The organism is Rhizobium sp. BK275, assembly GCF_014193555.1.
GTDB lineage: Bacteria > Pseudomonadota > Alphaproteobacteria > Rhizobiales > Rhizobiaceae > Rhizobium.
On sequence record NZ_JACHZL010000002.1, the window covers coordinates 419695 to 442915 of the forward strand.

At 61.1% G+C, this 23221-nt stretch carries 21 protein-coding genes; 5 read left to right on the top strand and 16 right to left on the bottom strand.

Features of this window, described 5'->3' with window-relative positions; all coding sequences use genetic code 11:
* Nucleotides 1-46 precede the first annotated feature (46 nt).
* Nucleotides 47-973, top strand: coding sequence for a carbohydrate kinase (locus FHT82_RS07990; protein WP_183728128.1), 927 nt, complete (start codon nucleotides 47-49; stop codon nucleotides 971-973).
* Nucleotides 974-1083: 110 nt separating this feature from the next.
* On the opposite strand, the gene FHT82_RS07995 is transcribed toward FHT82_RS07990, so the two are convergent.
* Entirely contained in the window at nucleotides 1084-1449 is a 366-nt protein-coding gene (locus FHT82_RS07995) for a metalloregulator ArsR/SmtB family transcription factor (RefSeq protein ID WP_183728131.1), read from the bottom strand.
* 165 nt (nucleotides 1450-1614) lie between these two features.
* Here FHT82_RS07995 and FHT82_RS08000 point away from each other — a divergent pair, with 165 nt between their 5' ends.
* A complete protein-coding gene (locus FHT82_RS08000; protein ID WP_183728134.1) occupies nucleotides 1615-2568 on the top strand; it encodes an acyl-CoA desaturase in 954 nt (317 codons plus the stop codon).
* 3 nt (nucleotides 2569-2571) lie between these two features.
* Here the strand turns inward: FHT82_RS08000 and FHT82_RS08005 are convergent, their stop codons facing one another.
* The 3 genes from FHT82_RS08005 to FHT82_RS08015 form a co-directional block, all read right to left on the bottom strand.
* Nucleotides 2572-3375 (bottom strand): alpha/beta hydrolase, encoded by an 804-nt coding sequence (locus tag FHT82_RS08005; protein WP_183728137.1) that lies wholly within the window; start codon nucleotides 3373-3375, stop codon nucleotides 2572-2574.
* Nucleotides 3376-3491: 116 nt separating this feature from the next.
* Nucleotides 3492-5117, bottom strand: a complete 1626-nt coding sequence (pgi, locus tag FHT82_RS08010; protein ID WP_183728140.1) for a glucose-6-phosphate isomerase — start codon at nucleotides 5115-5117, stop codon at nucleotides 3492-3494.
* A 140-nt stretch (nucleotides 5118-5257) separates the two neighbouring features.
* Entirely contained in the window at nucleotides 5258-6958 is a 1701-nt protein-coding gene (locus FHT82_RS08015; protein ID WP_183728143.1) for a long-chain fatty acid--CoA ligase, read from the bottom strand.
* A 249-nt stretch (nucleotides 6959-7207) separates the two neighbouring features.
* Here FHT82_RS08015 and FHT82_RS08020 point away from each other — a divergent pair, with 249 nt between their 5' ends.
* Nucleotides 7208-7600, top strand: a complete 393-nt coding sequence (locus FHT82_RS08020) for a PRC-barrel domain-containing protein (RefSeq protein ID WP_183728146.1) — start codon at nucleotides 7208-7210, stop codon at nucleotides 7598-7600.
* A 49-nt stretch (nucleotides 7601-7649) separates the two neighbouring features.
* Here the strand turns inward: FHT82_RS08020 and FHT82_RS08025 are convergent, their stop codons facing one another.
* Genes FHT82_RS08025 through FHT82_RS08050 form a run of 6 tightly spaced genes read right to left on the bottom strand, consistent with a single transcriptional unit; the run spans nucleotide 7650 to nucleotide 14378 of the window.
* Nucleotides 7650-10100: a glycoside hydrolase family 2 protein gene (locus FHT82_RS08025; protein ID WP_183728149.1), complete on the bottom strand. Its 2451-nt coding sequence runs from the start codon at nucleotides 10098-10100 to the stop codon at nucleotides 7650-7652.
* Between the two features lie 14 nt (nucleotides 10101-10114).
* Nucleotides 10115-10510 carry a VOC family protein gene (locus tag FHT82_RS08030; RefSeq protein WP_183728151.1) on the bottom strand — a complete coding sequence of 132 codons (396 nt, stop codon included), beginning with the start codon at nucleotides 10508-10510 and terminating at the stop codon, nucleotides 10115-10117.
* A 48-nt stretch (nucleotides 10511-10558) separates the two neighbouring features.
* The gene (locus tag FHT82_RS08035) at nucleotides 10559-11308 is read right to left on the bottom strand and encodes an ABC transporter permease (RefSeq protein WP_183728154.1); all 750 of its coding nucleotides are present in this window, start codon (nucleotides 11306-11308) and stop codon (nucleotides 10559-10561) included.
* Nucleotides 11305-12249, bottom strand: coding sequence for an ABC transporter ATP-binding protein (locus FHT82_RS08040; RefSeq protein ID WP_183728158.1), 945 nt, complete (start codon nucleotides 12247-12249; stop codon nucleotides 11305-11307). Before FHT82_RS08040 ends, FHT82_RS08035 begins: the two co-directional genes overlap by 4 nt.
* Nucleotides 12246-13412: an ABC transporter permease gene (locus FHT82_RS08045; protein WP_183728161.1), complete on the bottom strand. Its 1167-nt coding sequence runs from the start codon at nucleotides 13410-13412 to the stop codon at nucleotides 12246-12248. The genes FHT82_RS08040 and FHT82_RS08045 overlap by 4 nt, the downstream gene beginning before the upstream one ends.
* A 57-nt stretch (nucleotides 13413-13469) precedes the next feature.
* Nucleotides 13470-14378, bottom strand: coding sequence for an ABC transporter substrate-binding protein (locus FHT82_RS08050; protein ID WP_183728164.1), 909 nt, complete (start codon nucleotides 14376-14378; stop codon nucleotides 13470-13472).
* A 419-nt stretch (nucleotides 14379-14797) separates the two neighbouring features.
* Here FHT82_RS08050 and FHT82_RS08055 point away from each other — a divergent pair, with 419 nt between their 5' ends.
* Together FHT82_RS08055 and FHT82_RS08060 are read left to right on the top strand one after the other, a co-directional pair.
* Nucleotides 14798-16012, top strand: a complete 1215-nt coding sequence (locus FHT82_RS08055) for a LysR family transcriptional regulator (protein ID WP_183728167.1) — start codon at nucleotides 14798-14800, stop codon at nucleotides 16010-16012.
* A 32-nt stretch (nucleotides 16013-16044) separates the two neighbouring features.
* The gene (locus FHT82_RS08060; protein WP_183728170.1) at nucleotides 16045-16767 is read left to right on the top strand and encodes a copper homeostasis protein CutC; all 723 of its coding nucleotides are present in this window, start codon (nucleotides 16045-16047) and stop codon (nucleotides 16765-16767) included.
* Here the strand turns inward: FHT82_RS08060 and FHT82_RS08065 are convergent.
* From FHT82_RS08065 to FHT82_RS08090, 6 genes are all read right to left on the bottom strand, one after another.
* The gene (locus FHT82_RS08065; protein WP_183728172.1) at nucleotides 16764-17783 is read right to left on the bottom strand and encodes a zinc-binding alcohol dehydrogenase family protein; all 1020 of its coding nucleotides are present in this window, start codon (nucleotides 17781-17783) and stop codon (nucleotides 16764-16766) included. The two genes, FHT82_RS08060 and FHT82_RS08065, sit on opposite strands and share 4 nt — an antisense overlap.
* A gap of 66 nt (nucleotides 17784-17849) precedes the next feature.
* Nucleotides 17850-18824, bottom strand: coding sequence for an ABC transporter permease (locus FHT82_RS08070; RefSeq protein WP_183728175.1), 975 nt, complete (start codon nucleotides 18822-18824; stop codon nucleotides 17850-17852).
* Nucleotides 18825-18851: 27 nt separating this feature from the next.
* Entirely contained in the window at nucleotides 18852-20405 is a 1554-nt protein-coding gene (locus tag FHT82_RS08075) for a sugar ABC transporter ATP-binding protein (protein ID WP_183728178.1), read from the bottom strand.
* A gap of 104 nt (nucleotides 20406-20509) precedes the next feature.
* Entirely contained in the window at nucleotides 20510-21499 is a 990-nt protein-coding gene (locus tag FHT82_RS08080) for an ABC transporter substrate-binding protein (protein ID WP_183728181.1), read from the bottom strand.
* Nucleotides 21500-21710: 211 nt separating this feature from the next.
* Nucleotides 21711-22157: an RbsD/FucU domain-containing protein gene (locus FHT82_RS08085; protein WP_183728184.1), complete on the bottom strand. Its 447-nt coding sequence runs from the start codon at nucleotides 22155-22157 to the stop codon at nucleotides 21711-21713.
* A gap of 9 nt (nucleotides 22158-22166) precedes the next feature.
* Nucleotides 22167-23186 carry an aldo/keto reductase gene (locus tag FHT82_RS08090; RefSeq protein WP_183729194.1) on the bottom strand — a complete coding sequence of 340 codons (1020 nt, stop codon included), beginning with the start codon at nucleotides 23184-23186 and terminating at the stop codon, nucleotides 22167-22169.
* Nucleotides 23187-23221 lie beyond the last annotated feature (35 nt).

The following is a 23221-nucleotide window of genomic DNA, read 5'->3' on the forward strand; positions in this document are numbered from 1 at the left end:
TCGCTTAATCGATTGAAGAACGCGCAAGTCCTTTGGGAGGAATTCGATGATTTTGTGCTGCGGCGAAGCCCTGATTGACATGCTGCCGAGGGAAACGACATCAGGCGAAAAGGGCTTTGCGCCCTATGCCGGCGGCGCGATCTTCAATACGGCGATTGCGCTTGGCCGCCTGGGTGTCCCGACGGCCTTCTTCACCGGCATCGCCAATGACATGATGGGCGAAATCCTGCTTGATACGCTGAAGGCGAGCAATGTCGACTACAGCCTGTGCGCCATCACGCCGCGCCCCTCGACGATCGCCTTCGTGAAGCTCGTCAACGGTCAGGCGACTTACGCCTTCTATGACGAGGGCACGGCCGGCCGGATGATCACGACAGACGACCTGCCGACCCTTGGCGCTGACTGCGAAGCCTTGCATTTCGGCGCAATCAGCCTGATCCCAAGCCCCTGCGGCGAAACCTACGAAGCGCTGCTCGACCGCGAAGCGGCCACGCGCGTCATCTCGCTCGATCCGAACATCCGCCCCGGCTTCATCAAGGACAAGCCGGCGCATATGGCCCGCATCAAGCGCATGGCCGCCAAATCCGATATCGTGAAATTCTCCGACGAGGATCTCGAATGGTTCGGCCTGGAAGGCGATCACGATACGCTGGCCGCCCACTGGCTGAACCACGGCGCCAAGCTCGTCGTCATCACCAAGGGTGCAGAAGGCGCCACCGGCTACACTAATGCGCGCAAGGTCACCGTGCCGAGCGAGCGCGTCACGGTCGTCGATACGGTCGGCGCCGGCGACACTTTCGATGCCGGCGTCCTCGCCTCGCTGAAGATGGATAACCTGCTGACCAAGTCGCAGGTCGCCAATCTCGATGAGCAGGCCCTGCGCAATGCTTTGGCTCTTGGCGCCAAGGCTGCCGCGGTGACCGTCTCGCGCGCCGGTGCAAATCCGCCCTGGGCACGCGAAATCGGGCTCTAAAGCCGGAGCCGCAGTCTTTCGATTCCCTTCTCCCGGAAGAGAAGGGGATAAGCCACAACGTATCGACGCCCTGTTTCTCGCGCCACGCGAGCGCAGGATCTGTCCGGTGCTCAAGGCAATTCTTTCGCGCGTGCGCGCGTCTGGCTTTCCTTCTTGATCGGCCGACCGACCGGGCAGACCTCCTGCACGAAGCCGTTGAGCGTGTTGACGAGATTGTTCTCGATCAGGGAATAGTGGACGAACTGCCCCTGTTTCTCTCGCCGGATCAGCCCCGCCGTCTCAAGGACGGAAAGATGTTGCGAGACGGCTGGCTTGGACATGCTGAACCGGTCGGCGATCTCGCCAGCCGTAAGGCTAGATGCAGAGAGATAGGCCAGGATCTTCCGGCGCGGCGCACTGGAAAGCGCGTGAAATATCCGCTGGGCGGCGCTGACGGATCCGTCTTCTGCAGCGTCATCGAAAGTTTCTTCTTCCAAGTCTGATCTCCGTGCCTGCGGCATAGTTGCATCGATCCGTTAAACAATTAAGCAATTAACGCATTGCTTAATTGTTTCTCTTCGTGCAAAGTAATTAGATAATTCCTTAAATAATGAATTGGTGGGCGATGTTCAAGCGTTGAATGCGCCCGGAAGGAGTTTGCCATGAGCAGTATTTCCACCGGACGCATGATCGATGACAACAGCGATCCAGTGAAGGGCAGGGTGGTCTGGATACCCGCAAAGTCGATCTGGATCACCGCCATGACCTCGATTGCCGTAATTGGCGGGCCGCTGACCTTTACGTGGAGCACCTTTGCCGTCTTCATCCTGTTGACCGCCGTCACGATCTGCCTCGGTCATTCGGTCGGCATGCACCGGCTGCTGATCCACCGGTCATTCAGCACGCATATCTGGATGGAGCACTTTCTCGTCTATCTCGGTACATTGGTCGGCATGGCCGGCCCCTTTGGCATGATCTACGCACATGACATTCGTGATTGGGCGCAACGGCAGCGAGACTGCCATGATCTCTTTGCCCATCGGCGGCCTTTCTTCATCGATGCCTTCTGGCAGATGCATTGCACGGTGGCGCTGGACCACCCGCCGCGCTTCGTCCTTGGCGAGCGAGAACGGCGCGATCGCTTCTATCGCTTCCTGGAGGCAACATGGATGGCGCAGCAGCTTCCCCTGGCGCTCGTGCTCTTCACGCTGGGCGGATTGCCGTGGGTGGTTTGGGGTATTGCCGTGCGGATATCGGTGTCGCTGACCGGACACTGGCTGGTCGGCCACTTTGCCCATCGCGACGGCCATCAGGGCTGGAGTGTCGATGATGTAGCGGTGCAGGGTTATAACCTGCCGCGTTTCGGGCTGGTGACCTTTGGCGAGAGTTTCCACGGCAACCATCATGCCTTTCCAGAATCCGCCCGGCTCGGCATCGAGCCGGGGCAGCCGGATCTCGGTTGGTATTTCATCCGGCTGCTGGCAAGTCTCCGCCTGGCTTCGGCAATCAAGCTCCCACACACGATTGCGCCAAGACGAGGTTTGAAACGCGTCAACGCATCCGAAACGCCTGATGATCGCGCCAACCCGCCCTGGGCTCGAGAAATCGGCCTCTGAGGCTCATTCGATCCGGTCGAGAAAGGCGCGGACCTCGCGATTGAAGAGGTCCGGCTGCTGCAACGGCGCGAAATGGCTGACACCGGGCATGAGCACGAATTCCGCATCCGGGATCGTCCTTGCCAGATAGTCGGCGTGCTCAGGCTTGATGAACTCGTCATGCTCGCCGAGCACGATGGAAACCGGCACCTTGATGCCGGCCAGCTGCTCCGCCGAGTAGTTGGGCTCCGTCGCCATCATTTTCGAGACATCGCCAACGAAAGCCTCGAACTGATCAGGCGTCGCCGATAGTGCCTGATAATCCTTCCTGTGGCGGCTGAAACAGCGGTCGATGACGGGAGTCGCCTTGAATTCCTTGGTGCCGCTGGGGTCCATGTTGCAGGCGAAGAAGAAGACACCGCAGACGCGGTCCGGGTGCTGGTCGGCCAGGATCAGCGATGTACAGGCGCCATCGCTCCAGCCGACGAAAGCCGCCTCCTCGATCCCGGCATGATCCATGACGGCCAGCACATCGGAAGCCATCAGGTGATAGGTGTAGGGGCGGTGGTCACGTGTGCTGCGGCCATGACCGCGGCTATCGATCACCACGACGCGATGACCGGCCTCGACAAGATCGGGAACCTGATAACCCCAGTTGCCACTATTGCCGAGCCCGCCATGCAGCAGGATGACGGCTGGACCGGCGCCGTAACTAGCATACCAGATGCGCGCGCCCTTGTTCTCGACGAAGCCCTGTTCATCCGAGGGCGGCAATGGCAGCGCACCCTTTGCCTCGAAGTTCACCAGCTCATCATCCGTTGCAGTCATCGGCTCCTCCTCCGTCACTCTCTTTATAGACGACGAGATGTTCTGCAATTCGACAGGGTCAAATAAAAAAGCCCACCCGCGTGACGGATGGGCTTCGATAGCAGCGCGATCGCGAATTACTTGGCGAGTTTTGCCAGTGCCGCGACCAACCCTTGAGTCGAGGAATCGTGGCCGGCGGCACTCTCCTTGCCTTCGACGACCGGGAGCAGGCCAGTCGCCAGCTCCTTGCCGAGCTCCACGCCCCACTGGTCGAACGAATTGATGCGGAAGAGCACGCCTTCGACGAAGACGCGGTGTTCGTAGAGCGCGATCAGGCGGCCAAGCGCATAGGGCGTCAGCTTGTCATAGACGAAGGTGATCGACGGGCGGTTGCCGGTGAAGACGCGGTGCGGGGCGATGAAATCGGCCTTCTTGTCGTCCATGCCCTTGTCGGTCAGCTGCTTCTTGGCTTCCGCGAAAGTGCGGCCCTTCATCAGCGCTTCCGACTGGGCGAGAACGTTCGACATCAGAAGCTGGTGCTGATGGCGCAGTTCCGGCTCGAAACCGTTGGCGGCGATCATGAATTCGGCCGGGATGATGCTCGTGCCCTGATGGATGAGCTGGTAGAAGGCGTGCTGGCCGTTGGTGCCGGGTTCGCCCCAGACAACAGGGCCGGAATTGCCTTCGACCGGCGTGCCGTCGATGGTGACTCCCTTGCCGTTCGATTCCATGTCGAGCTGCTGCAGATAGGCCGGGAAGCGCGACAGGCGCTGGTCGTAGGGCAGGATGGCGCGTGTCGGGTAACCCAGCACGTTGCGGTGATAGAAGCCGATGAGGCCGAGCAGCATCGGCAGGTTTTCGGTAATCGGCGCCTTACGGAAATGATTGTCGACGGCATGAGCGCCATCGAGGAACTTGCCGAAATTCTCCGGGCCGACAGCGATCATCAGCGGCAGGCCGATGGCCGACCAGATCGAGTAGCGGCCGCCGACCCAGTCCCAGAAGCCGAAGACACGTTCGCTTTCGATGCCGAAGGCCGCGACCTTGTCGAGCGCCGTCGAAACTGCGGCAAAGTGGTGCTGAACGGCAGCTTCACCAAGCGCGCTGGCGATGAACTTGCGCGCCGTCTGCGCATTGGTCATCGTCTCGACCGTGGTGAAGGTCTTGGAGGCGACGATGAAGAGCGTCGTTTCCGGCTCCACCAGCTTCAGGACGTCGGCGATGTGGGCGCCGTCGATATTGGAGACGAAATGGGCGCGCGGGCCGTCATGGAAGGGGGCGAGCGCCAGCGTCGCCATGACAGGGCCGAGATCCGATCCGCCGATGCCGATATTGATGACATCGGTGATTTTCTTGCCGGTCGCGCCCTTCAGCGCGCCGGAACGCACGCCGTCGGCAAACTTGCCCATGGCTGTCAGTACGGCGTTGACGTCAGGCATGACATCCTTGCCGTCGACCAGAACGGGCGTGTTGGAGCGGTTGCGCAGCGCGGTGTGTAGCACGGCGCGGTCCTCGGTGAAGTTGATCGCCTTGCCGGAGAACATCTCCTCACGCTTCGTCTCGACGCCGCCTTCTTCGGCGAGCTTCACCAGAAGCTTCAGGATCTCGTCGTTCACGGCCGTCTTGGAATAATCCATCAGCAAGTCGTCAAGCGATACGGAAAAGTGCTGGAAGCGCTGCGGATCGGCTGCAAATGCGGCGCGCAGATCGGTGGCCTTGGTGGCGGCCGCAGTGCTCTTCAGTTGTTCGACGATGGCATTCATGGGAGGCTCCTTTGGAGGCGGAGAGGGTCGCGGAAACTATTCTCTTTCCCGCAGCCAAATCAAGTTCAGCCATCTGACCAAATATGAAAAAAGCCACCCGCGACAAGCGGATGGCCCTCAATTTCACGAGACCGTCAAATTCAGCCGCGCAGGTCCTTGCGCAGGATCTTGCCGACGGGGCTCTTCGGCAGTTCGGTGCGGAATTCGATGAAACGCGGCCGCTTGTAGTTGGTGAGATTGGCTACGCAATGGGCCTTCACTTCGGCTTCGGTGAGATCAGGGTCCTTGCGCACGATGAAGAGCTTTACCGCCTCGCCGGAATGCCCGTCCGGAACGCCGATCGCGGCTGCCTCCAGGATGCCGGGATGCATGGCCGCCACTTCCTCGATCTCGTTCGGATAGACGTTGAAACCGGAGACGAGGATCATGTCCTTCTTGCGGTCGACGATCTTGGTGTAACCGCGCTCGTCCATGAAACCCATGTCGCCGCTGCGGAAATAGCCGTCAGGCGTCATCACCTTCGCCGTTTCCTCCGGCTTGTTCCAGTAGCCGGCCATCACTTGCGGGCCGCGGATACAGATCTCGCCGATCTCGCCAAGCGGCAGCGAATTGCCGTCTTCGTCTCTGATGTCGAGTTCCGTCGAGGGTATGGGAAGGCCGATCGAGCCCGTGAACTCGGGTGAATCGAAGCGGTTGGCCGTCGCCACCGGTGACGTCTCGGAGAGACCGTAGCCCTCGGTGACATGCGAGCCGGTGACCTTCAGCCAGCGTTCCGCCACAGGCCGCTGCACGGCCATGCCGCCGCCGAGCGACATGACGAGCGAGGAGAAGTCGAGCTTGGCAAAGTCGGCATTGTTGAGCAGCGCGTTGAACAGCGTATTGAGGCCGGGGAAGATGTGGATGTTCGACTTCTGGAATTCCTTCACCAGCCCCGGAATGTCGCGCGGATTGGCGATCAGCACGTTATGAGCGCCAAGCGACATGCCCATCAGCGAATTCACCGTCAGCGCGAAGATATGGTAGAGCGGCAGCGCGCAAAGGAAGTTCAGGACGTCAGGCTGCTTCTTCTTGTCGAAGGCGGATTTCAGCCAGAGCTGCAGCTGCATCTTGTTGGCAAGCAGGTTCTGGTGCGTCAGCACTGCACCCTTGGCAATGCCGGTCGTCCCACCCGTATATTGCAGGAATGCGATGTCGCTGCCGGTGAGGCTGACAGGCGCAAGCGTCTTCTTCGCGCCTTCCGCAAGCACCTGCCCGAAGCTCTTGTGCTGCGGGATGGACCAGGATGGCACCAGCTTCTTTACCCGGCGAACGACGAAATTGATGATATGCCCCTTGGGGCCGAGCATTTCGCCGAGAGAGGTGACGACGACATGGCGCAGGTCGGTCTTGTTGATGACCTGCTCGACGGTGCGCGCGAAGTTTTCGAGAACGAAGATCGCCTTGGCGCCGGAATCGTTGAGTTGGTGCTCGAGTTCGCGCGGCGTATAGAGCGGGTTGACGTTGACCACGACCAGACCGGCGCGCAGGATGCCATAGACGGCGACGGGATTCTGCAGCACGTTCGGCATCATCACGGCGACGCGATCGCCCTTCTGCAGACCGACGCTCTGCAGCCAGGCGGCCACCTTGCGGGTCTGCGCTTCGAGCTCGCGATAGGTCATCACCTTGCCCATGCTGGAAAAGGCTTTCCGATCGGCAAAACGCGCGCAGCTCTTTTCCAGGAGATCCGGCAGCGATGCGAATTCCAGTGGAGGAATCTGGGCCGGAACGACGTCCGGATAGGTGGCAAGCCATGGTTTTTCCGGTTTCGCACCGCTTGGGTGGACGGAAATGCTGTTCATTTTCTCTCTCCCATTCGGCCGCCGAAACCGGGTTTGCACCGGCATCGATCGGAAGATTCCTCCATCTTCCGTCAAGGCAGCTTATGCCATTGCTTGAACGGTTCAAGCGGATTGAAGCTACAATAACCTTGACGTAAACGTCAATATCTCGCCGGTGCATACGAACATCATGCGTGAGGGAACTTTGAAGCACAGGGTACGTTTTTGGGGTGTGGGATGAACCACGAGGAAACGACAAAGGAGGTGCACATGCTCAATCAGGATGCCGACGCCACTCGCCGTGACCCGAATGTGAAGGATACGCCGACGCTGATCGCCAGCGACCGCGTCGAAGGCACCCGCGTCTATGGCGCCGATGGCAAACACATCGGTTCCATCGAACGTCTCATCCTCGGGAAGCAGGACGGTCGCGTCGCTTACGCTGTTCTGAGTTTCGGCGGCTTCCTCGGCATCGGCAATGATCACTATCCGCTGCCGTGGGAAAAGCTGACCTACGATACCCAGCTGGACGGCTACCGCATCGATCTCACCAAGGACCAGATCGAAGGCGCGCCGAGCTACGCGGATGACGATGACACCTGGTACAACGATAATGGCCGCCGCGTGTATGATTATTATGGCGTGCCGCCCTACTGGATGTAACGTCGCCCGCGAGGACGAGCCGGCAGAGGCCCCGCGAGAGCGGGGCCTTTCATTTTGCGGTCACGAGGTCGTTGGCTGAGCGCAGCACCGTGCCAACTACGATATCCTCGACCGAGAGCTGCTTGTCGGTTGCCACGCGGAAGACATGGCTTTCGCCGGGCAGAAGAGTTACCAGCATCGAATCCACCACGGCCGCGGGATCAAGCCGGTCCGCCATCAGACAGAGATCCTTAAGGAAGCTCTTCGCCGCTACGGTAACCTCATAGCCGTCAACCGACCTTGCCAGCGAAATACCAAGCTCCGGTGCGGGAAGCTTCAAATCGACATCCTCGACAAAATAATGGAAGGCGCGCTTGTCCAGCATCTGGACGACGATGACTTCCTCATTCGCCAAGCCGGCTGTTGCGATATCCTCAGGCAGAGCAAATTCCTTCGCTTCGAAACGATCGCAGAGCAGCCGCCAGAATTCGAACTCCGCCAGCACCGTGCCATCCAGCCGCATGCGCTTGCCGCTGATCTTCGAGCGCCAGAACAGGGTCTGTTCGTTGACGGCGACGGCCGAAAGGCCTTTACCGCGCGGCTGGATCGTCAGCAGGCGAGGGTGGAAGGCCTGCTGCATCGCATACCAGAGCGGCTTGCGCCGCCCGACGGAATCGAGCGCTGCCCATGACGTGACCGGCCAGCAGTCATTGAACTGCCAGACGACCGCGCCCTTGCAGATATCGCGATGCGAGCGCATGTGCTCGATCGCGAAGCGGATGGCGCGGGCCTGATTGAGCTGTGTTGCAAAATGCCAGTCATCCATCGTCTGCGGCACGGGCAGGTGTCCTGCAAGCCCCTTGATGAGCTTGTCATTGCCCTGCGTCGCCTTCTGGTGATGGAAGACGCCGCGCGATTCCGGCGTCAGCGGTTCGTCATGCACACTTTCCTGCAGCGTCGCCCATGCCGGCGGCGCCTGCCAGCCGAATTCGGAGCAGAAGCGCGGAATGTAATTGCGGTAGACTTCGTAACCGACGTCGTTCCACACATCCCAGATATGCTTGCAGCCATGCTGGTCGTCATTCGGCTCGATATCCATGGAGCCGGAATAGGGGCTGCCGGGATAGTAGGGCCTGTCGGGATCGAGTTCAGCGCAAAGCTTCGGCAGGACATCGAGATAATAGCCGAGCCCCCAGCTGACACCGTCCTTGATGATCGGTCGCCAGCCCCACTCGTCAAAGCCCCAGATATTCTCGTTATTGCCGTTCCAGATGATCAGCGATGCATGCGGCATCAGCCGCACGACATTGTCGCGCACCTCGGCGATGATTTCACCCCGTAGCGGCTCCTCTTCCGGATAGGAGGCGCAGGCAAAAAGAAAATCCTGCCAGACGAGCATACCGGCCCGGTCGCAGGCCTCGTAGAACTCATCCCGCTCGAAGATGCCGCCGCCCCAGACCCGCAGCAGGTTGATGTTGGCGGCCTTCGCCTCGTCGATCCGCGCTGCATAACGCTCCGCCGTCACGCGTGAAGGGAAACAATCATCCGGTATCCAGTTGGCGCCGCAGGCAAAGATCGGCACGTCGTTGATAATAAAGGTGAAGGCCGAGCCGTGGGCATCCGGTGCGGTATCGAGCCGCAGCGAACGGAAGCCGATCTCTTTGGAATAGAGGTCAAGTAAATTGCCGCTGAGGTCCAGCAGCCGGATGTCGAGCGGATAAAGTGGCTGCGCGCCGAGATGATGCGGCCACCAGAGCTGCGGCGAGGGCACACGGATGTCGAAGGATACTTCGTCCGTACCGGCATCGATCGCAACAGTCTGCGTCACGCCGCCAATCTCCGCAGTCAAAGTCGCCGGCACAGCCTCGCCATGTCTCGCCACTCGTGCATGCACCCTGACCAGTCCATCACCGCCTGCAAGCGTGGCAGAAACTCTGACATCGGCAAGCCGCGCCCGATCCCAGGTCTCCAGCCGCACCGGCTTCCAGAGCCCGGCCGTGACCAGCGTCGGACCCCAGTCCCAGCCGAAATTGCAGGCCATCTTCCGCATCAGATTGCCCGGTCCCGGATAATTGTTGGGGCGGTAGCCGTAATGCTTCTCCATCTCCGCACCATAGGCATAGGCGGAATGGAAGGTGACGCTGAGTTCGTTTTCACCATGCCGGAGCAGCGACGAAACGTCGAAGCGATAGGTGCGGTGCATGTTGAAGGTGCGGCCGATCTCCTCGCCATTCACTTGGATGGTCGCAATCGTATCGATACCGTCGAAGACCAGTTCCTGCACTTGGGTCCCATCAGGCTCGGCCTCGAAACCCAGCCGGTAGACCCATTCCGTCTTGCCGATCCAGTCATTGGTGATTTCGTTGATATCGAGATAGGGATCGGGGATCAGCCGGTTTGCGAGCAGGTCGAGATGCACGCAGCCAGGCACCGCCGCCGGAATCGAAGCGGGCAGGCCGGTCCTTACTGTATCGTTACAGGAAAGCGTCCAGCCTCTATGAAGGTCTCTCCTCCCAATCATGTCAGCCTCTTATCCTATTGAAAACGGCCGTAGCGCTGCAGCACTTCGATCTTGTAGCCGTCAGGATCGGTGATGAAGAAGAACAGCCCGAACAGCTTGCCGTCGCGGTTGAGTTCCACGAGCTTGCCGGGATTGAGGCCGAGATCCGTCAACCGCTTGTGCTCGACCTGCACTTCCTGAACGGAAACAGCCAGATGCCCATAGGCATCGCCGAGATTATAGGGCTCGATACGGCCCTTGTTGACCGTCAGTTCCAGCTCGAAGCCGGTCTCTTCATTGCTCATATAGATCAGCGTAAAGGTCTCGAAATCGACACGGTCGGCAACCTTGAGCCCGAAGACTTTGCTGTAGAATTCGACCGAGCGCACCTCGTCCAACACGCGGATCATGGAATGGATCATTTTGGCCAAAGCGGGTCTCCCATTACTACTGTCTCCGCTGCCTTGGTAGCCGCCCTTTCAAGCTGGACGCAAGCCCATTCTGCGCGTGATTGCGCCTTCCAGCATGCCGACGACATCATAGATCAGCACCGCCATCAGGCCGACGATCAACCCACCCTGCAGGATGAAGGCCGTATTGTCGGAGATCAGGCCGGCAATGATGACCTCGCCGAGACCCTTTGCCGCAACCGTCGAGCCGATCGTCGCCGTGCCGATATTGATGACGGTTGCAACCTTCAGCCCTTCGAGGATCAGCGGCAAGGCCAGCGGCAACTCGACCTGGAAGAGACGCTGCGTGCCGTTCATGCCCATGCCGTCGGCGGCATCCAGCACCTGCGGCGAGACCTGCTTGAGGCCCGCGACCGTATTCTCGAAGATTGGCAGCAGGCCGTAGAGAAAGAGCGCAATCAGCGTCGGTGCGGCACCGAAGCCGGTGGCGGGAACGGCAAGCGCCAGCACGGCGACCGGCGGAAAGGTCTGGCCGGCATTGGCAATGGCGCGCGACAGCGGCAGGAAGTCGGCGCCGCTCGGGCGGGTGACGAAAATGCCGCCGAGCACGGCAAGCACAGCGCTGCCGATGATGGAGACGAAAACCAGTTCCAGATGTCCGAGCGCCAGAGAAGCGAGGCTGTTCTGCGTATAGACTGGCGGCGCATTGTTGTTGGTCAGCGGCACCAGCATGAAGGACAGCCACTCCGTCCTGAAGATCAGGATGAGCAGTATCACCAGCGCCAGCGCGCGAAACAGATTGGCGACGAGAAACTTCATGCCTTGCGGCCCAGTTCGAGCAGCCGCTCCATGGAGATCGAACCCACAGGCGCCTTGTTCGCATCCTGCACGGCCGCCTCGTCGACGCCCTGCCAGATCATTTCGGCAAGCGCATCGCGCAGGTTCAGCGACTGCGCCAGCGAATAGGGCAAGCCGGGCTTGGCAGGCTGCATGCTGTCCTTCAGCGGCGTCAGCGACATCAGCTTCAGCGCCCGGTCGGACGTGCCGGTCAGTTGCTGCACGAAGGGATCGGCAGGCTCCGTCAGGATCTTCTCCGGCGTCGAGCATTGCAGAAGCTTGCCGCCGCTCATCACGGCGATCTGGTTGCCGAGATGGAAGGCCTCGTCCATGTCATGCGTGACGAGCACAACTGTCGTGCCGAACTGCTTCTGGATCGCCAGCAGGTCGTCCTGTGCCTTGCCGCGGATGACGGGATCGAGCGCGCCGAAGGGCTCGTCCATCAGCAGCAGTTCCGGCTCGGCCGCCAGCGCCCGGGCAACGCCGACGCGCTGCTGCTGGCCACCCGACAATTGATGCGGATATTTTTCCGCGAAACTTGCCGGGTCGAGATTGAAGAGGCCAAGCAGCTCCTTCACACGCCTGTCGGTGCGATCGGCATCCCAGCCGAGAAGTTCCGGCACGGTGGCGATATTCTGTGCGACCGTCCGGTGCGGAAAGAGGCCATGCCCCTGGATCGCATAACCGATCTTGCGGCGAAGCTCGGTTGCCGGCACGTCCATTATGTTCTGCCCGCCGACGAAGATCTGGCCTTCGGTGATCGGCACCAGCCGGTTGATCATCCGCATCAGCGTCGATTTGCCGGAACCCGACGTGCCGACGATGACGGTGATCGAACCTTTCTCGACATCAATGGAGACATTGTCGACGACGGTTGCCGAGCCGTAGCGCTTGGTGACGTTCCTGATCTCGATCATGCTCATGCGGCTGGCCCCTGGATGCTTTCGATGACCGCATCGAGGATGACGGCCGAGGAGAAGGCGAAGAAAACGGTCGGCACGGCGCCGAGCAGGACGAGGTCCATGGCCGTCTGGCCAAGCCCCTGGAAGATGAAGATGCCGAAGCCGCCGCCGCCGATCAGCGCGGCGATCGTCACCATACCGATCGCCTGCACGAGAACGATGCGGATGCCGGTGAGGATCACCGGAAAGGCGAGCGGCAGGTCGATTCCAGTGAGGATCTGCCCGCGTGTCAGCCCCATGCCGGCCGCAGCATCGCGCACGGAAGGGTCGACGCCTTCGAGGCCGACCACGGTATTGGCAACGATCGGCAGCAGCGAGTAGAGCACGAGCGCGATCAGCGCGGGCGCGGTGCCGATGCCGCGAATGCCGATATCGGCCGCAAGCGGCACGTTCGCGGCGAGATAGCCGAGCGGCAACATCAGAATACCGAAGAGCGCAAGGCTCGGGATGGTCTGGATCAGGCTCAGCGTCTGCAGCACGATGGCGCGCAGCTTCGGTACCCAGAAACAGAGGATGCCGAGCGGCAACCCGAGAACGATGGCAATGGCAAGCGAGCCGAAGGCGAGAAGCAGATGGGAATAAGCTTCGGTCCAGAACTGCGCTGAACGCGTAGAGAATTCCCTGAGGATCGACAGGCTGTCGAGCAGGCCGGAGGAGAGGCAGATGCCGAGCAGAGCCGTATAGGCGACAAGTGCTGCAACCCGCATCCACGGCGTCAGCCGGATCTTCACCAGCGCGTCGGAGATGATGAGGCCGATGACCCCGAACAGCACCCAGAAACTCCCGCCGGGCGTCATGCGTGCCACGGTGCTGCCGGGCGGTGTCGCAGCCGTCGCCGTCAGCCCGATGGCGGCGATCAGCCCCGCAAGGCAAAGCGTGCCGAGGGCGAGCCGGATGAAAGCGTTGCGCAGGAAGAGCGTTGCCAAGGCTGTGGCAACCAGCAGAGCCAACAGGATGACGACGGAAGTCTGGGGAAGAAGCTGCGTCAGCAGCATCGGCTTGCCGGCGGCGATACGGTTTGCCTTCACATAGATGAAAGGCAGAAGCGCCGTCGCCACAATGCCGCCTGCCACCAGTACCACGCCGAGCCGATCCAGCTTGCGGACCGCTAAGGTTTCTTCCATCGATCCAACCCTGTCCGGAAAGTGCCCCGCCCGATCGTCAGGCGGGGCATCAGGCAATTACTTCAGGAAGCCTTTTTCCTTCAGATAGGCTTCGGCAACGGACTTGGCCGGCTCGCCATCGACCTGGATCTTGGCGTTGAGCTTGCGCAGCTCGTCTGCCGTCAGGCTCTGGAAGATCGGAGCCAGGATTTCCTGGATCTTCGGGTTTGCCTGCAGCACCGCTTCGCGGATGATCGGGGTCGGGGCATAGACCTGCTGCACGCTCTTGTCGTCTTCGAGAACCGTCAGCTCGGCCGCTTCGATAGCGCCATCCGTGCCGTAGACCATGGCGGTGTTGACGCCGTTGGTCTGGTCGGCCGCAGCCTTGATGGTTGCAGCCGTGTCACCGCCCGAAAGCACGACTTCCTGGTCCGGCTTCAGCGTGAAGCCATAGGTGGTCTGGAAGGCGGGCAGGGCGCCGGCCGAGTTCACGAATTCGGCAGAAGCCGCAAGCTTGGCGGCACCGCCGCCCGAAACCCACTTGCCGAAGTCGGACATGGTCTTGAGGTTGTTCGGGCCGGCAACGTCGTTGCGCACGGCGAGCGCCCAGGTGTTGTTGGCCGGCGAAGGCGTCAGCCAGACGATCTTGTTGGCGTCGTAGTCGAGCTTCTTGGCTTCCTGGTAACCCTGCTCGAGGTTCTTCCACGCGGCGTCATCGGCCTTGTTGAAGAAGAAGCCGGCATTGCCCGTATATTCCGGGTAGATGTCGATTTCGCCAGCGGTGATCGCCTTGCGTACGACAGGCGTTGCGCCGAGCGCGATGCGGTCCTGCGTCTTGATGCCGTTGGCTTCCAGCGCGAGCGCGATGACGTTGCCGAGCAGCGTGCCTTCGGTATCGATCTTCGATGAAACGACGACGTCTGCGGCGTGCGCCGCGCCGGCCGCAAAGACGGAAAGCGAAACGGCAAGTGCGATTTTCGTAAGCATGATTATCCCCTTGGTTGAACACCGATAAACGGCGCGAAAACCCCGAACGTGAAGCCTGCGCGCACCAATTCCTGCCGGCAGGCAAGCCAGAGGCCATCATGCCGGAAATACGTGCGTCATGGAAATAGTGTGCATCACCGAAAAATCGATGCAATCCCCCTCCAGTATTCGCTCTCGCGGCGCGATTATGGCTGTCAATGCAGGTCCGCGCGCGGAATTGCATTCCCTTTTCCAGGGTCGGCGCGATTTGTTTTTGTCCCCTTGCGTGTTTCCACGGTGTTCCGGTGCTTCTGATCGGTTCTGTCGCCGCCCGGATTTCTTGATTGAGTGAACGATAGCCTGCACCTCCATGGGCAGGGATATCTTTTTTCACGAACACGTCATATCCTCCGCCTTTTCAGTAGTTTCCGGAGAAAGCCTTGCATCTCGGCGCCCTCTTCATCGCAAGCCAGGTCCTGTCCTCAGGCTCGATGCGCGAGACTGCGCGTCGCTTCAACATCTCCGTCTCGACCGTATCGGCAGCGATCGATAATCTGGAGACGGAGCTGGCCCTGAAGCTCGCCGAGCGTTCCTCGGGCGAACTGGTCATTCTGCTTGCCGGAGGCAGAGTGCTGGAGGGATTGGCGCCGATCCTTGCTGCAACAGGCCAGCTTGGCGACAAGCTTGGTCATCGTGAACCGCAAGCTTACGGACAATGGGCCGCCCGCATCCCCGTCAAGCTCGTCACCATGGAACGTTACCTCGAGGTTGCCGATCAGGGGAGCATCAATCGCGCGGCCCGCCGCCTTCGCCTTGGTCAGCCGCAGCTTTCATTGCAGATTGCCAATCTTGAGAAATTCTTCGGAGGCAGGCTCTTCGAGCGTCAGGCGCAAGGCTCGGCGCTGACGGAGGAAGGCCGCTTCGCCTATACGGTCTTTTCGACCATCAGCCTCGCCTGGAACGAACTGAAATCCACAGCAGACGAACGCTACCAGCGCACCGCTCGTTCACTGCGCATCGGCGCCATCATCCCCACGGGCTCGGAAAGCTGGGTCGCGCGCTGCCTGGGTAGCCTCGTTGCCGAGTGGAATGCCGGCCGCAACAAGAATGCTTTATCGCTCGTTTCGATGACCGCCGACGATCTGCGCGAAGCGCTCAAATCCGGGCGTATCGACGTCGCGATCCTCGATTCCGTTTTCGGCCTTGAGAGTTTCCGCCATCGCGAATTGCTGCGCACCGAAATGGTGGCGATCGCCCCGCCTGACAGTATGGAAGCAACCGCCGCCGAGCTTGTCGCCAGCCATCCCATCTGCACGCCGAGCCCGCGCACCGGTATCGGCCATGCCGCCATGACCTTCGGCTATGACCGCACCCTGCATCGCCGCCTTCGCGACCGCGACATCACCGCGGCGGATTCGCTGCCCGTCATCGTCGATCTCGTCGCCAATCACGGCTATGTCTCCTTCCTCGGCCGCGTCAGCGCCATGCCGATTGCCGATCGGGTGCGCATCGTCGAACTCGCCGAGCCGATGCTGATGTCCTACCACGTGGCCTTCAATCATCGGAAAGCCGCGGCTGACGCTTGTGACTTGCTGATCGCGACCGCGGCAAAAATTATCCCGGCGCCTGTCGCGCAAAATCTCGCCGTCGCTTAAACAGACTACGCAGAGCGAAAAGGATTCGAGATATGACGGTTTTGCTGGAAGTATGCGTCGATAGCGCTCAGGGCCTCGCGGCTGCGATCGAGGGCGGCGCCGGCCGTATCGAGCTCTGCTCGGCGCTCGAGCTTGGCGGGCTGACGCCGCTCCCGAGCCTGATGCGGATTGCGGCCGAAGCCCCGATTCCCGTCTATGCAATGATCCGCCCGCATGCCGGCCCTTTCATCTTCGACGCGACGGATGAGAAGGCGATGCTTTCCGATATCGATGCTGTCAGGGTTGCAGGCCTCGCCGGCGTCGTCATCGGCGCCAACCGACCGGACGGCACGCTCGATATGCCGCTCATTCACCGCCTGAAGGCGCATGCCGAGGGCCTTGGCTCGACGCTGCATCGCGCTTTCGACCTCGTGCCGGATCCGGATGCGGCACTGGAGCAGGCGGTCGAACTCGGCTGCGAGCGCATCCTCACCTCGGGCTGTGTGCCGAAGGCAATGGATGGGCTCGAAACGCTGAAGCGCATCTCCGCCAAGGCTGCCGGCCGCATCTCCATCATGCCGGGCAGCGGCGTGCGCCCGGCCAATGTCGTCGAGATCCTGCGGGCAACGGGCGCGCACGAAGTTCACGGCTCCTGCAGCTCGGCCGTTGCCAGCGCCGATCCGCGCGCCGTCTCCTTCGGCTTCGATGTGCCGACCTCAAACCGGACGGACGTCGATGTCGTCCGCCAGATGCGCGCCGCAATCGAGACCGTTTAAGCCGCGACCTTGATGACGGCCTTGATCAGGCCGCTCTTCTCATGCGCCCAGCGCGCAAGGTCGCGCGGCGCATCGGCAAGCGTCGTGCGGTGGGTGATGAGCTTGTCGACCGGGACCAGGCCCTTGGCGATCGAATCTGCAACATGCTCGAAATCGATACGCGTCGCGTTGCGGCTGCCGATGACCATCATCTCCCGCTTGTGGAATTCCGGATCGGAAAAGCGGATATCGTCCTTCACGACGCTGACGAGCACCAGTGCGCCGCCATGGGCCACAAAGCTGAAGGCTTTTTCCATCGACGGCCCATAGCCCGTCGCGTCGAACACTACATCGAAGCCATCACCATCCGTTTTCGCCTTCACGGCATCGGCTGTCCCATCATTGGCGACGATCCCTGACGCGAACCCGAAGCGTTCCGACGCCATCTGCAGCCGTTCCGCACTCGTATCCAGCAGCGTCACATCATGACCGGCAATGCGTGAGAAGATTGCCGCGCCGAGGCCGATCGGACCTGCGCCGATAACGAGCGAGCGCGAACCGGCTGATGCCATGGAGCGACGCACGGCATGCGCTCCGATCGCCAGGAATTCGGTGGTCGCGGCCGCCTCCAGGCTCAGTCCCTTGGCGGCATAGAGATTGCTGGCCGGCACCACGATCTCCTCGCAGAAAGCACCGTCCGTATGAACCCCGAGAACCTTGATATTGGTGCAGCAGTTCGGCTTGCCCTGGCGGCACGCGACGCAGCTCCCGCAAGAGAGGTAAGGGTTGACGATCACGGGTGTACCAATGGCCATCGCCACCCCGTCACCGGCTTCCAGCACGGTCGCCGAGATCTCATGGCCCATGACGCGCGGATACTCGAGGAACGGGTGCTTGCCCTCGAAGATGTGGTAATCCGTGCCGCAGATGCCGACATGGCTGACGGCAAGCCGTACCCAACCGGCAACAGGTTTTTCGGGAGAGGGGCGCTCGACGAGATCGAGGACGCCGGGTTCGCGGCAAAGGACTGCTTTCATGGTGGTTCTCGCATTGCTGAAATGAAGAAAGCCGGCCCTCTGGGCCGGCTTCGTTTTGTATCTCGCTCAGCCCGCCCGGCGCCGGCGAAGCTGGTCGAAATAGACGATCACGATGATCAGCAGGCCGGTAATGATGCGCTGCCAGAACGAGTTGACGTTCAGGAGGTTTGCGCCGTTGTTGATGGTCGCCAGAATGAAGGCGCCGATCAGCGGACCATGCACGGAGCCGACGGCTCCGAAGAGCGACGTGCCGCCGATGACGGAGGAAGCGATCGCCTGCAGTTCCCAGCCGTCGGCCTGTGTCGCGTTGCCGATTGCGATACGCGAGGCGAGCAGCACGCCGACGAAGGCGGCGAACGAGGCCGACAGGATATAGGCGAGATAGATCATCCCCTTGACGTTGACGCCGGAAAGACGCGCGGCTTCCGCATTCGAACCGACCGCGAAGAGATAGCGGCCCCAGCGGCTCAGATGCAGGAAGACGAAGGAGGGGATCGCTATCAGGATCACCATCCAGAACAGGCTGGGGATACCGAGGAAATCAGCTCGTGCGAAATTGCTGAAGCCCTCGTCGGTGATGCTGATGGTCGAGCCGTTGGTGATCAGTAGGCCGATGCCACGCAGCGATGTCAGCGTCGCCAGCGTGATGATGAAGGGCGGCAGGCCCATATGCACGATGCCGAAGCCATGGAAGGCGCCGATCGCGACACCGATTGCGAGCGTCAGCACGATCGCCCCCCAGAGCGGGACGCCGGCCTGCAGCAGCCAGGCGATGATGACGGTGCAGAAGCCGACGATTGCGCCGACAGAAAGGTCGATGCCGGCGGTGATGATGACGAAGGTCTGGCCGAGCGCCAGGATCGCCGTCATCGCGCCTTGGCGCAGCAGGTTGGAGATGTTGAGCGGCGTCCAGAAACTGGCTGTCGCGAAGCCGAGCACGATCCAGAGGAAGATCAGCAAGCCGATCAGCGTCAGGCCGAACAGGATGTTCATCTTCCGACGCGGCGGCGGCGCAACGATTTCGGTGGGGGTGACAGTCATGAGTTTTCTCCCTCTTATTCTTTTGGCTCAGACGCCGATTGCTTCACTGAGCACTTCTTCATGCGTCGCCGCGTGGAAATCATGGCTTGCAACGAGCTTGCCGCTGCGGAAGACGTGCAGCCGGTCGGCCAGTTCGTAGACCTCGGGCAGGTAGGAAGAGATCAGGATAATGCCGGCCCCCTCCTTCAGCAGCTTGGCGAACAGCCGGTAGATTTCCGCCTTGGTGCCGACATCGACGCCGACGGTCGGCTCGTCGAAAATGAACAGCCGGGCGCCGTGGCTCAGCCACTTGCCGATGACGATCTTCTGCTGGTTGCCGCCCGACATGCTGGAGGCCGGAACGCGCCGGCTCGGCGTCTTGATGCTGAGATCGCGGATCTGCTTGTCGGCATTGGCCGATTCGCGCGCGTGATTGATGACCGGACCGTGGCTGAGGCGTCCGAACACCGGCAGGTTGATGTTGAGGCCGATCGGCAGGTTGAGGCAGAGCCCCTGGTCGCGCCGGCTCTCGGGCGCCAGCGCAATGCCGAGCTCCATGGCGGTGCGTTCGTTCCTGATATCGACGCGCTTGCCCATCCAGTGGATCTCGCCCGCACTTGTCGGCTGGCGCCCGTAGAGCCCGAGCGCAAATTCGCTGCGCCCGGCGCCGATCAGGCCATAGAGCCCGACGATCTGTCCTGCCTTGACGCTCAGCGACACGTCTTCGAAGCCCGGGCCGGTAAGACCCCTGACGTCGAGGATCGTCTCGCCGATCGGAATGTCTTCCTTGTGGTAGATCTGCTCGATCGAGCGGTTGATCATGAGCGCAATCAGCTCGGCGTCATTGGTTTCGCCGATGAGGCGCGTGCCGACATGCGTGCCGTCACGCAGCACCGAGACGCGGTCGGCAAGCTCGAAGACTTCCTCCATGCGGTGGCTGATATAGACGATGGTGACGCCCTCGCCCTGCAGGCGGCGGATCAGCTTGAAGAGCTGTGCGGATTCCTGCCGGGTGAGATAGGCGGTCGGCTCGTCGAAGATCAGGAACTGCGTGCCGCGCATGGCCGCGCGCGCGGTGGCAACGAGCTGCTGCTGACCGATCGTCAGTGAACTCAGAAGCGCACCGGCCGGCAGGCCGAAGCCGAGATCGTCGAGAACGGCCTGCGCCATCTTCTCCATCTGCTTCTTGCGCATGATACCGAAGCGGTTGACTTCGTCGCCGAGGAAGAGATTGGCGGCCACGGTCAGATGCCGGCAGAGCACGACCTCCTGGTGGACGGCGTTGATGCCGCGGGCGATTGCCTCGTTTGGCGTCGACAGCCCCACCGGATGGCCGCACCACAGCACTTCGCCGGCCGTGCGGGTGATGACGCCGGTGAGCAATTTGATGAGGGTGGATTTGCCGGCGCCGTTTTCACCGACGATGGCGTGGATTTCGCCGGCAAGGAAGGTCATGGTCGCGGGCTTCAGCGCCTGCACGTGGCCGTAATTCTTCTGCAGGCCTTTCAGTTCGAGGATGGGCGATCCGGTGGGAATTCGATTGGCTTCTTTCAGCGTCGCGCTGTCATCGTGGCGATGACTGACCTCTTCCAGTCCGACCATGGACCTCTCCTCCTCTTCTCGCTTCTGCTCCATCCCTAGTGAACCATACCATGGATGAAAAAAGCCGCGCCGGTTTTTGAAGCCGGCGCGGCCCGCCTGTCGTTTTACTTGATCTTCGGATTCAGCAGCGCGTCGATCTTCGGATCGGCCATATTCGCCTTGGTGACGAGGTTTGCGCCGGTATCGACATTTTCCGGAACCTTCTCGCCCTTGGACACGGCAAGAGCGGTCTTCACGCCGTCATAACCCATGCGATAGGGGTCCTGGACGACGAGGCCGGCAATCGCGCCATCCTTGAGGAAGCCGACTGTCTTGTCGTCGCTGTCGAAGCCGATGACCTTGATCTTGTCGCCGAGCTTGTTTTCGGCGATCGCCTGGCCGACACCCTGCGCCATGATGAGGTTCGAGGCGAAGACGCCGACGAGGTTCGGGTTTGCCGTGATCAGGTCGGTCATCATGTTGAGGCCGGTCGTTGCCTGGCCGTCGCCGTACTTGTCGGCAATAACCTTGAGGCCCGGATGCTTGGTCTTGACCTGATCCAGGAAGCCTTCGCGGCGCTGTTCCAGCGAGCCGACGCCGGGAAGGTTGGTCAGGATGACGACTTCGCCCTCTTCCTTGCCGGTCGCTTCCTTGATGGCGGCGGCAAGACCGTCGGCAGCGATGCGCCCGCCCTGGACGTTGTCGGTCGTCAGGAACGACTTGAATGCCTTGGAGTCGGCGCCGGAGTCGATGCCGATGATCGGAACGGATTTGGCGGCTTCATCGATCGGCTTGCCGAGTGCCTTGAACTCGGTGGGGGAGATGACGATGGCGGCCGGCTTGCCGGCAACGGCGTTCTCAAGAATGCTGATCTGGCCGTTGATGTCGGATTCGGCCTGGGCGCCGAGTTCCGGCACGTTGACGCCGAGATCCTTGCCGGCCTGGCGAGCGCCGGCCAGAACGATCTGCCAGTAGAAGGACGTCGTGTCCTTGACGATGATCGGGATCGTTACCTCGGCGGCAAAGGACGCGGCCGGCATTGCCGTGGCGATGACGGCAGCGCCTGCAAGTGCCGTAAAGGCGCGGCGAGACAGAATGGATTTCACGATACTCATAAGGGTTCTCCTCTCAGGGTGCGTTCTCCTCCAATGAAACCGGACCGCTGAACGCAGGCGGACGATTTTTATCGATAAAAAACATTTACGATGGGAAGCTAGCCGAGGCGCAGGCAAATTGCAAGTGTGCGATTTCACCTTTTTGAGCCGCTGAATTCTCTCCCAACCACTTGTTTTCGTTTCCAATACATAAAGACCTAAAATACGGTCCTCAGTCGAATTGCACCTCGTGCGGGTGCACCACGCCTTTCTTCAAAATCAGGTTGCCATAGAGCCGGAACTCGGTGGTCGCAACGATATAGGCGGCCTTCCGTGCCATCTCGTAGAAGGCGAAGCGTTCCACCGATGCGATGGAAAAATCGCCCGCGCGCCGGCTGACGATTTCCTGGAATTCGGCGCAAACCTCCGGCACGGCCTTGGGATCGCCGACCACTTCCATCCGCCATGCCGATTGCGGCACGAACGTATCGAGCGGCATATGCGTGAGGATCGCCTCGGCCATGGCAGTGGCGCTGACGCCATCGGCCCGGATGACATCAGGCCCCATGCTGCTGGCAGGGAAATTGGCATCGGCAATGACGATATCGTCGCCATGCCCCATGCTCTTCAGCGCATAGAGCAGATCGGGGCCGAGAAGCGGATGAATACCTTTAAGCATAGTGTCTCCTTAGACCCGCACGGCTTCTTCGCCGAGCGGCGCGGCGACCAGTGTATAGGGTTCGAATTCGGGATAGATGTCGGCGGGAAGCTGCGGCTCGAAATTTTCCATGTTGCGCGTAAGGCTCGAAGGCTTCGCCGTGCCGATCAGCACCGAGGAGACGACCGGGTCGCGCAGCGGAAACTGCAGGGCAGGGGCGGCAAGCGGCACGCCGTGACGCTTGGCCACCTCTTCCATTGCGCCGACCTTGGCGAGTACTTCCTCGGTTGCCGGCATATAATCGAAATGCGAGCCCGGCACCGGGCCGGTTGCGAGAATGCCGGAATTGAACACGCCGCCGACGACGAGTGAGGTACCCTTCTCCCGGCAGAGCGGAATGAGTTCGGCAACGGCCGACCGGTCGAGCAGGGTATAGCGACCGGCCATCAGGATCGTGTCGATGTCGGCATTGCGCATCACGTCGAGGCAGACAGGCACCTCGTTGACGCCGAGGCCGAAAGCCTTGATCGCGCCCGAGGATTTCAGCTGTTCCAGCGCCTTGACGCCGCTATCGAGGAAATTCTTCAGATGCACGGCATTCTTGGCCGCACCATGCGTATAGGCGCCGATGTCATGAACGAAGAGGATATCGATGCGGTTCAAGCCAAGGCGTGCATAGCTGAATTCCACCGATCGCATGATGCCGTCATAGGAATAGTCGTAATCGGCATCGAAGGAGAGCGGATCGACATAGCTGTAGTCGGGAACGGTGCCAGTCGGCACCGGGCGCAATAGGCGGCCGACCTTGGTGGACAGCACATAATCGTTTTCCGGCTTGTCACGCAGGAAATCGCCGACGCGCCGTTCGGCAAGTCCGAGGCCATACCACGGCGCCACATCAAAATAGCGGATGCCGTGGTCCCACGCCGTTTCCAGCGTTTCCATCGCCTGCTCGCGCGGGCAGGCGCGGTAAAGGCCGCCGAGCGCTGCCGCACCGAAACTGATTTCGGTCACCTCCAGCGCCGTCTTGCCAATTCTCCTCGTCTTCATCATTCCTCCTCGTGAAGACCTGAAACTCAGTATGT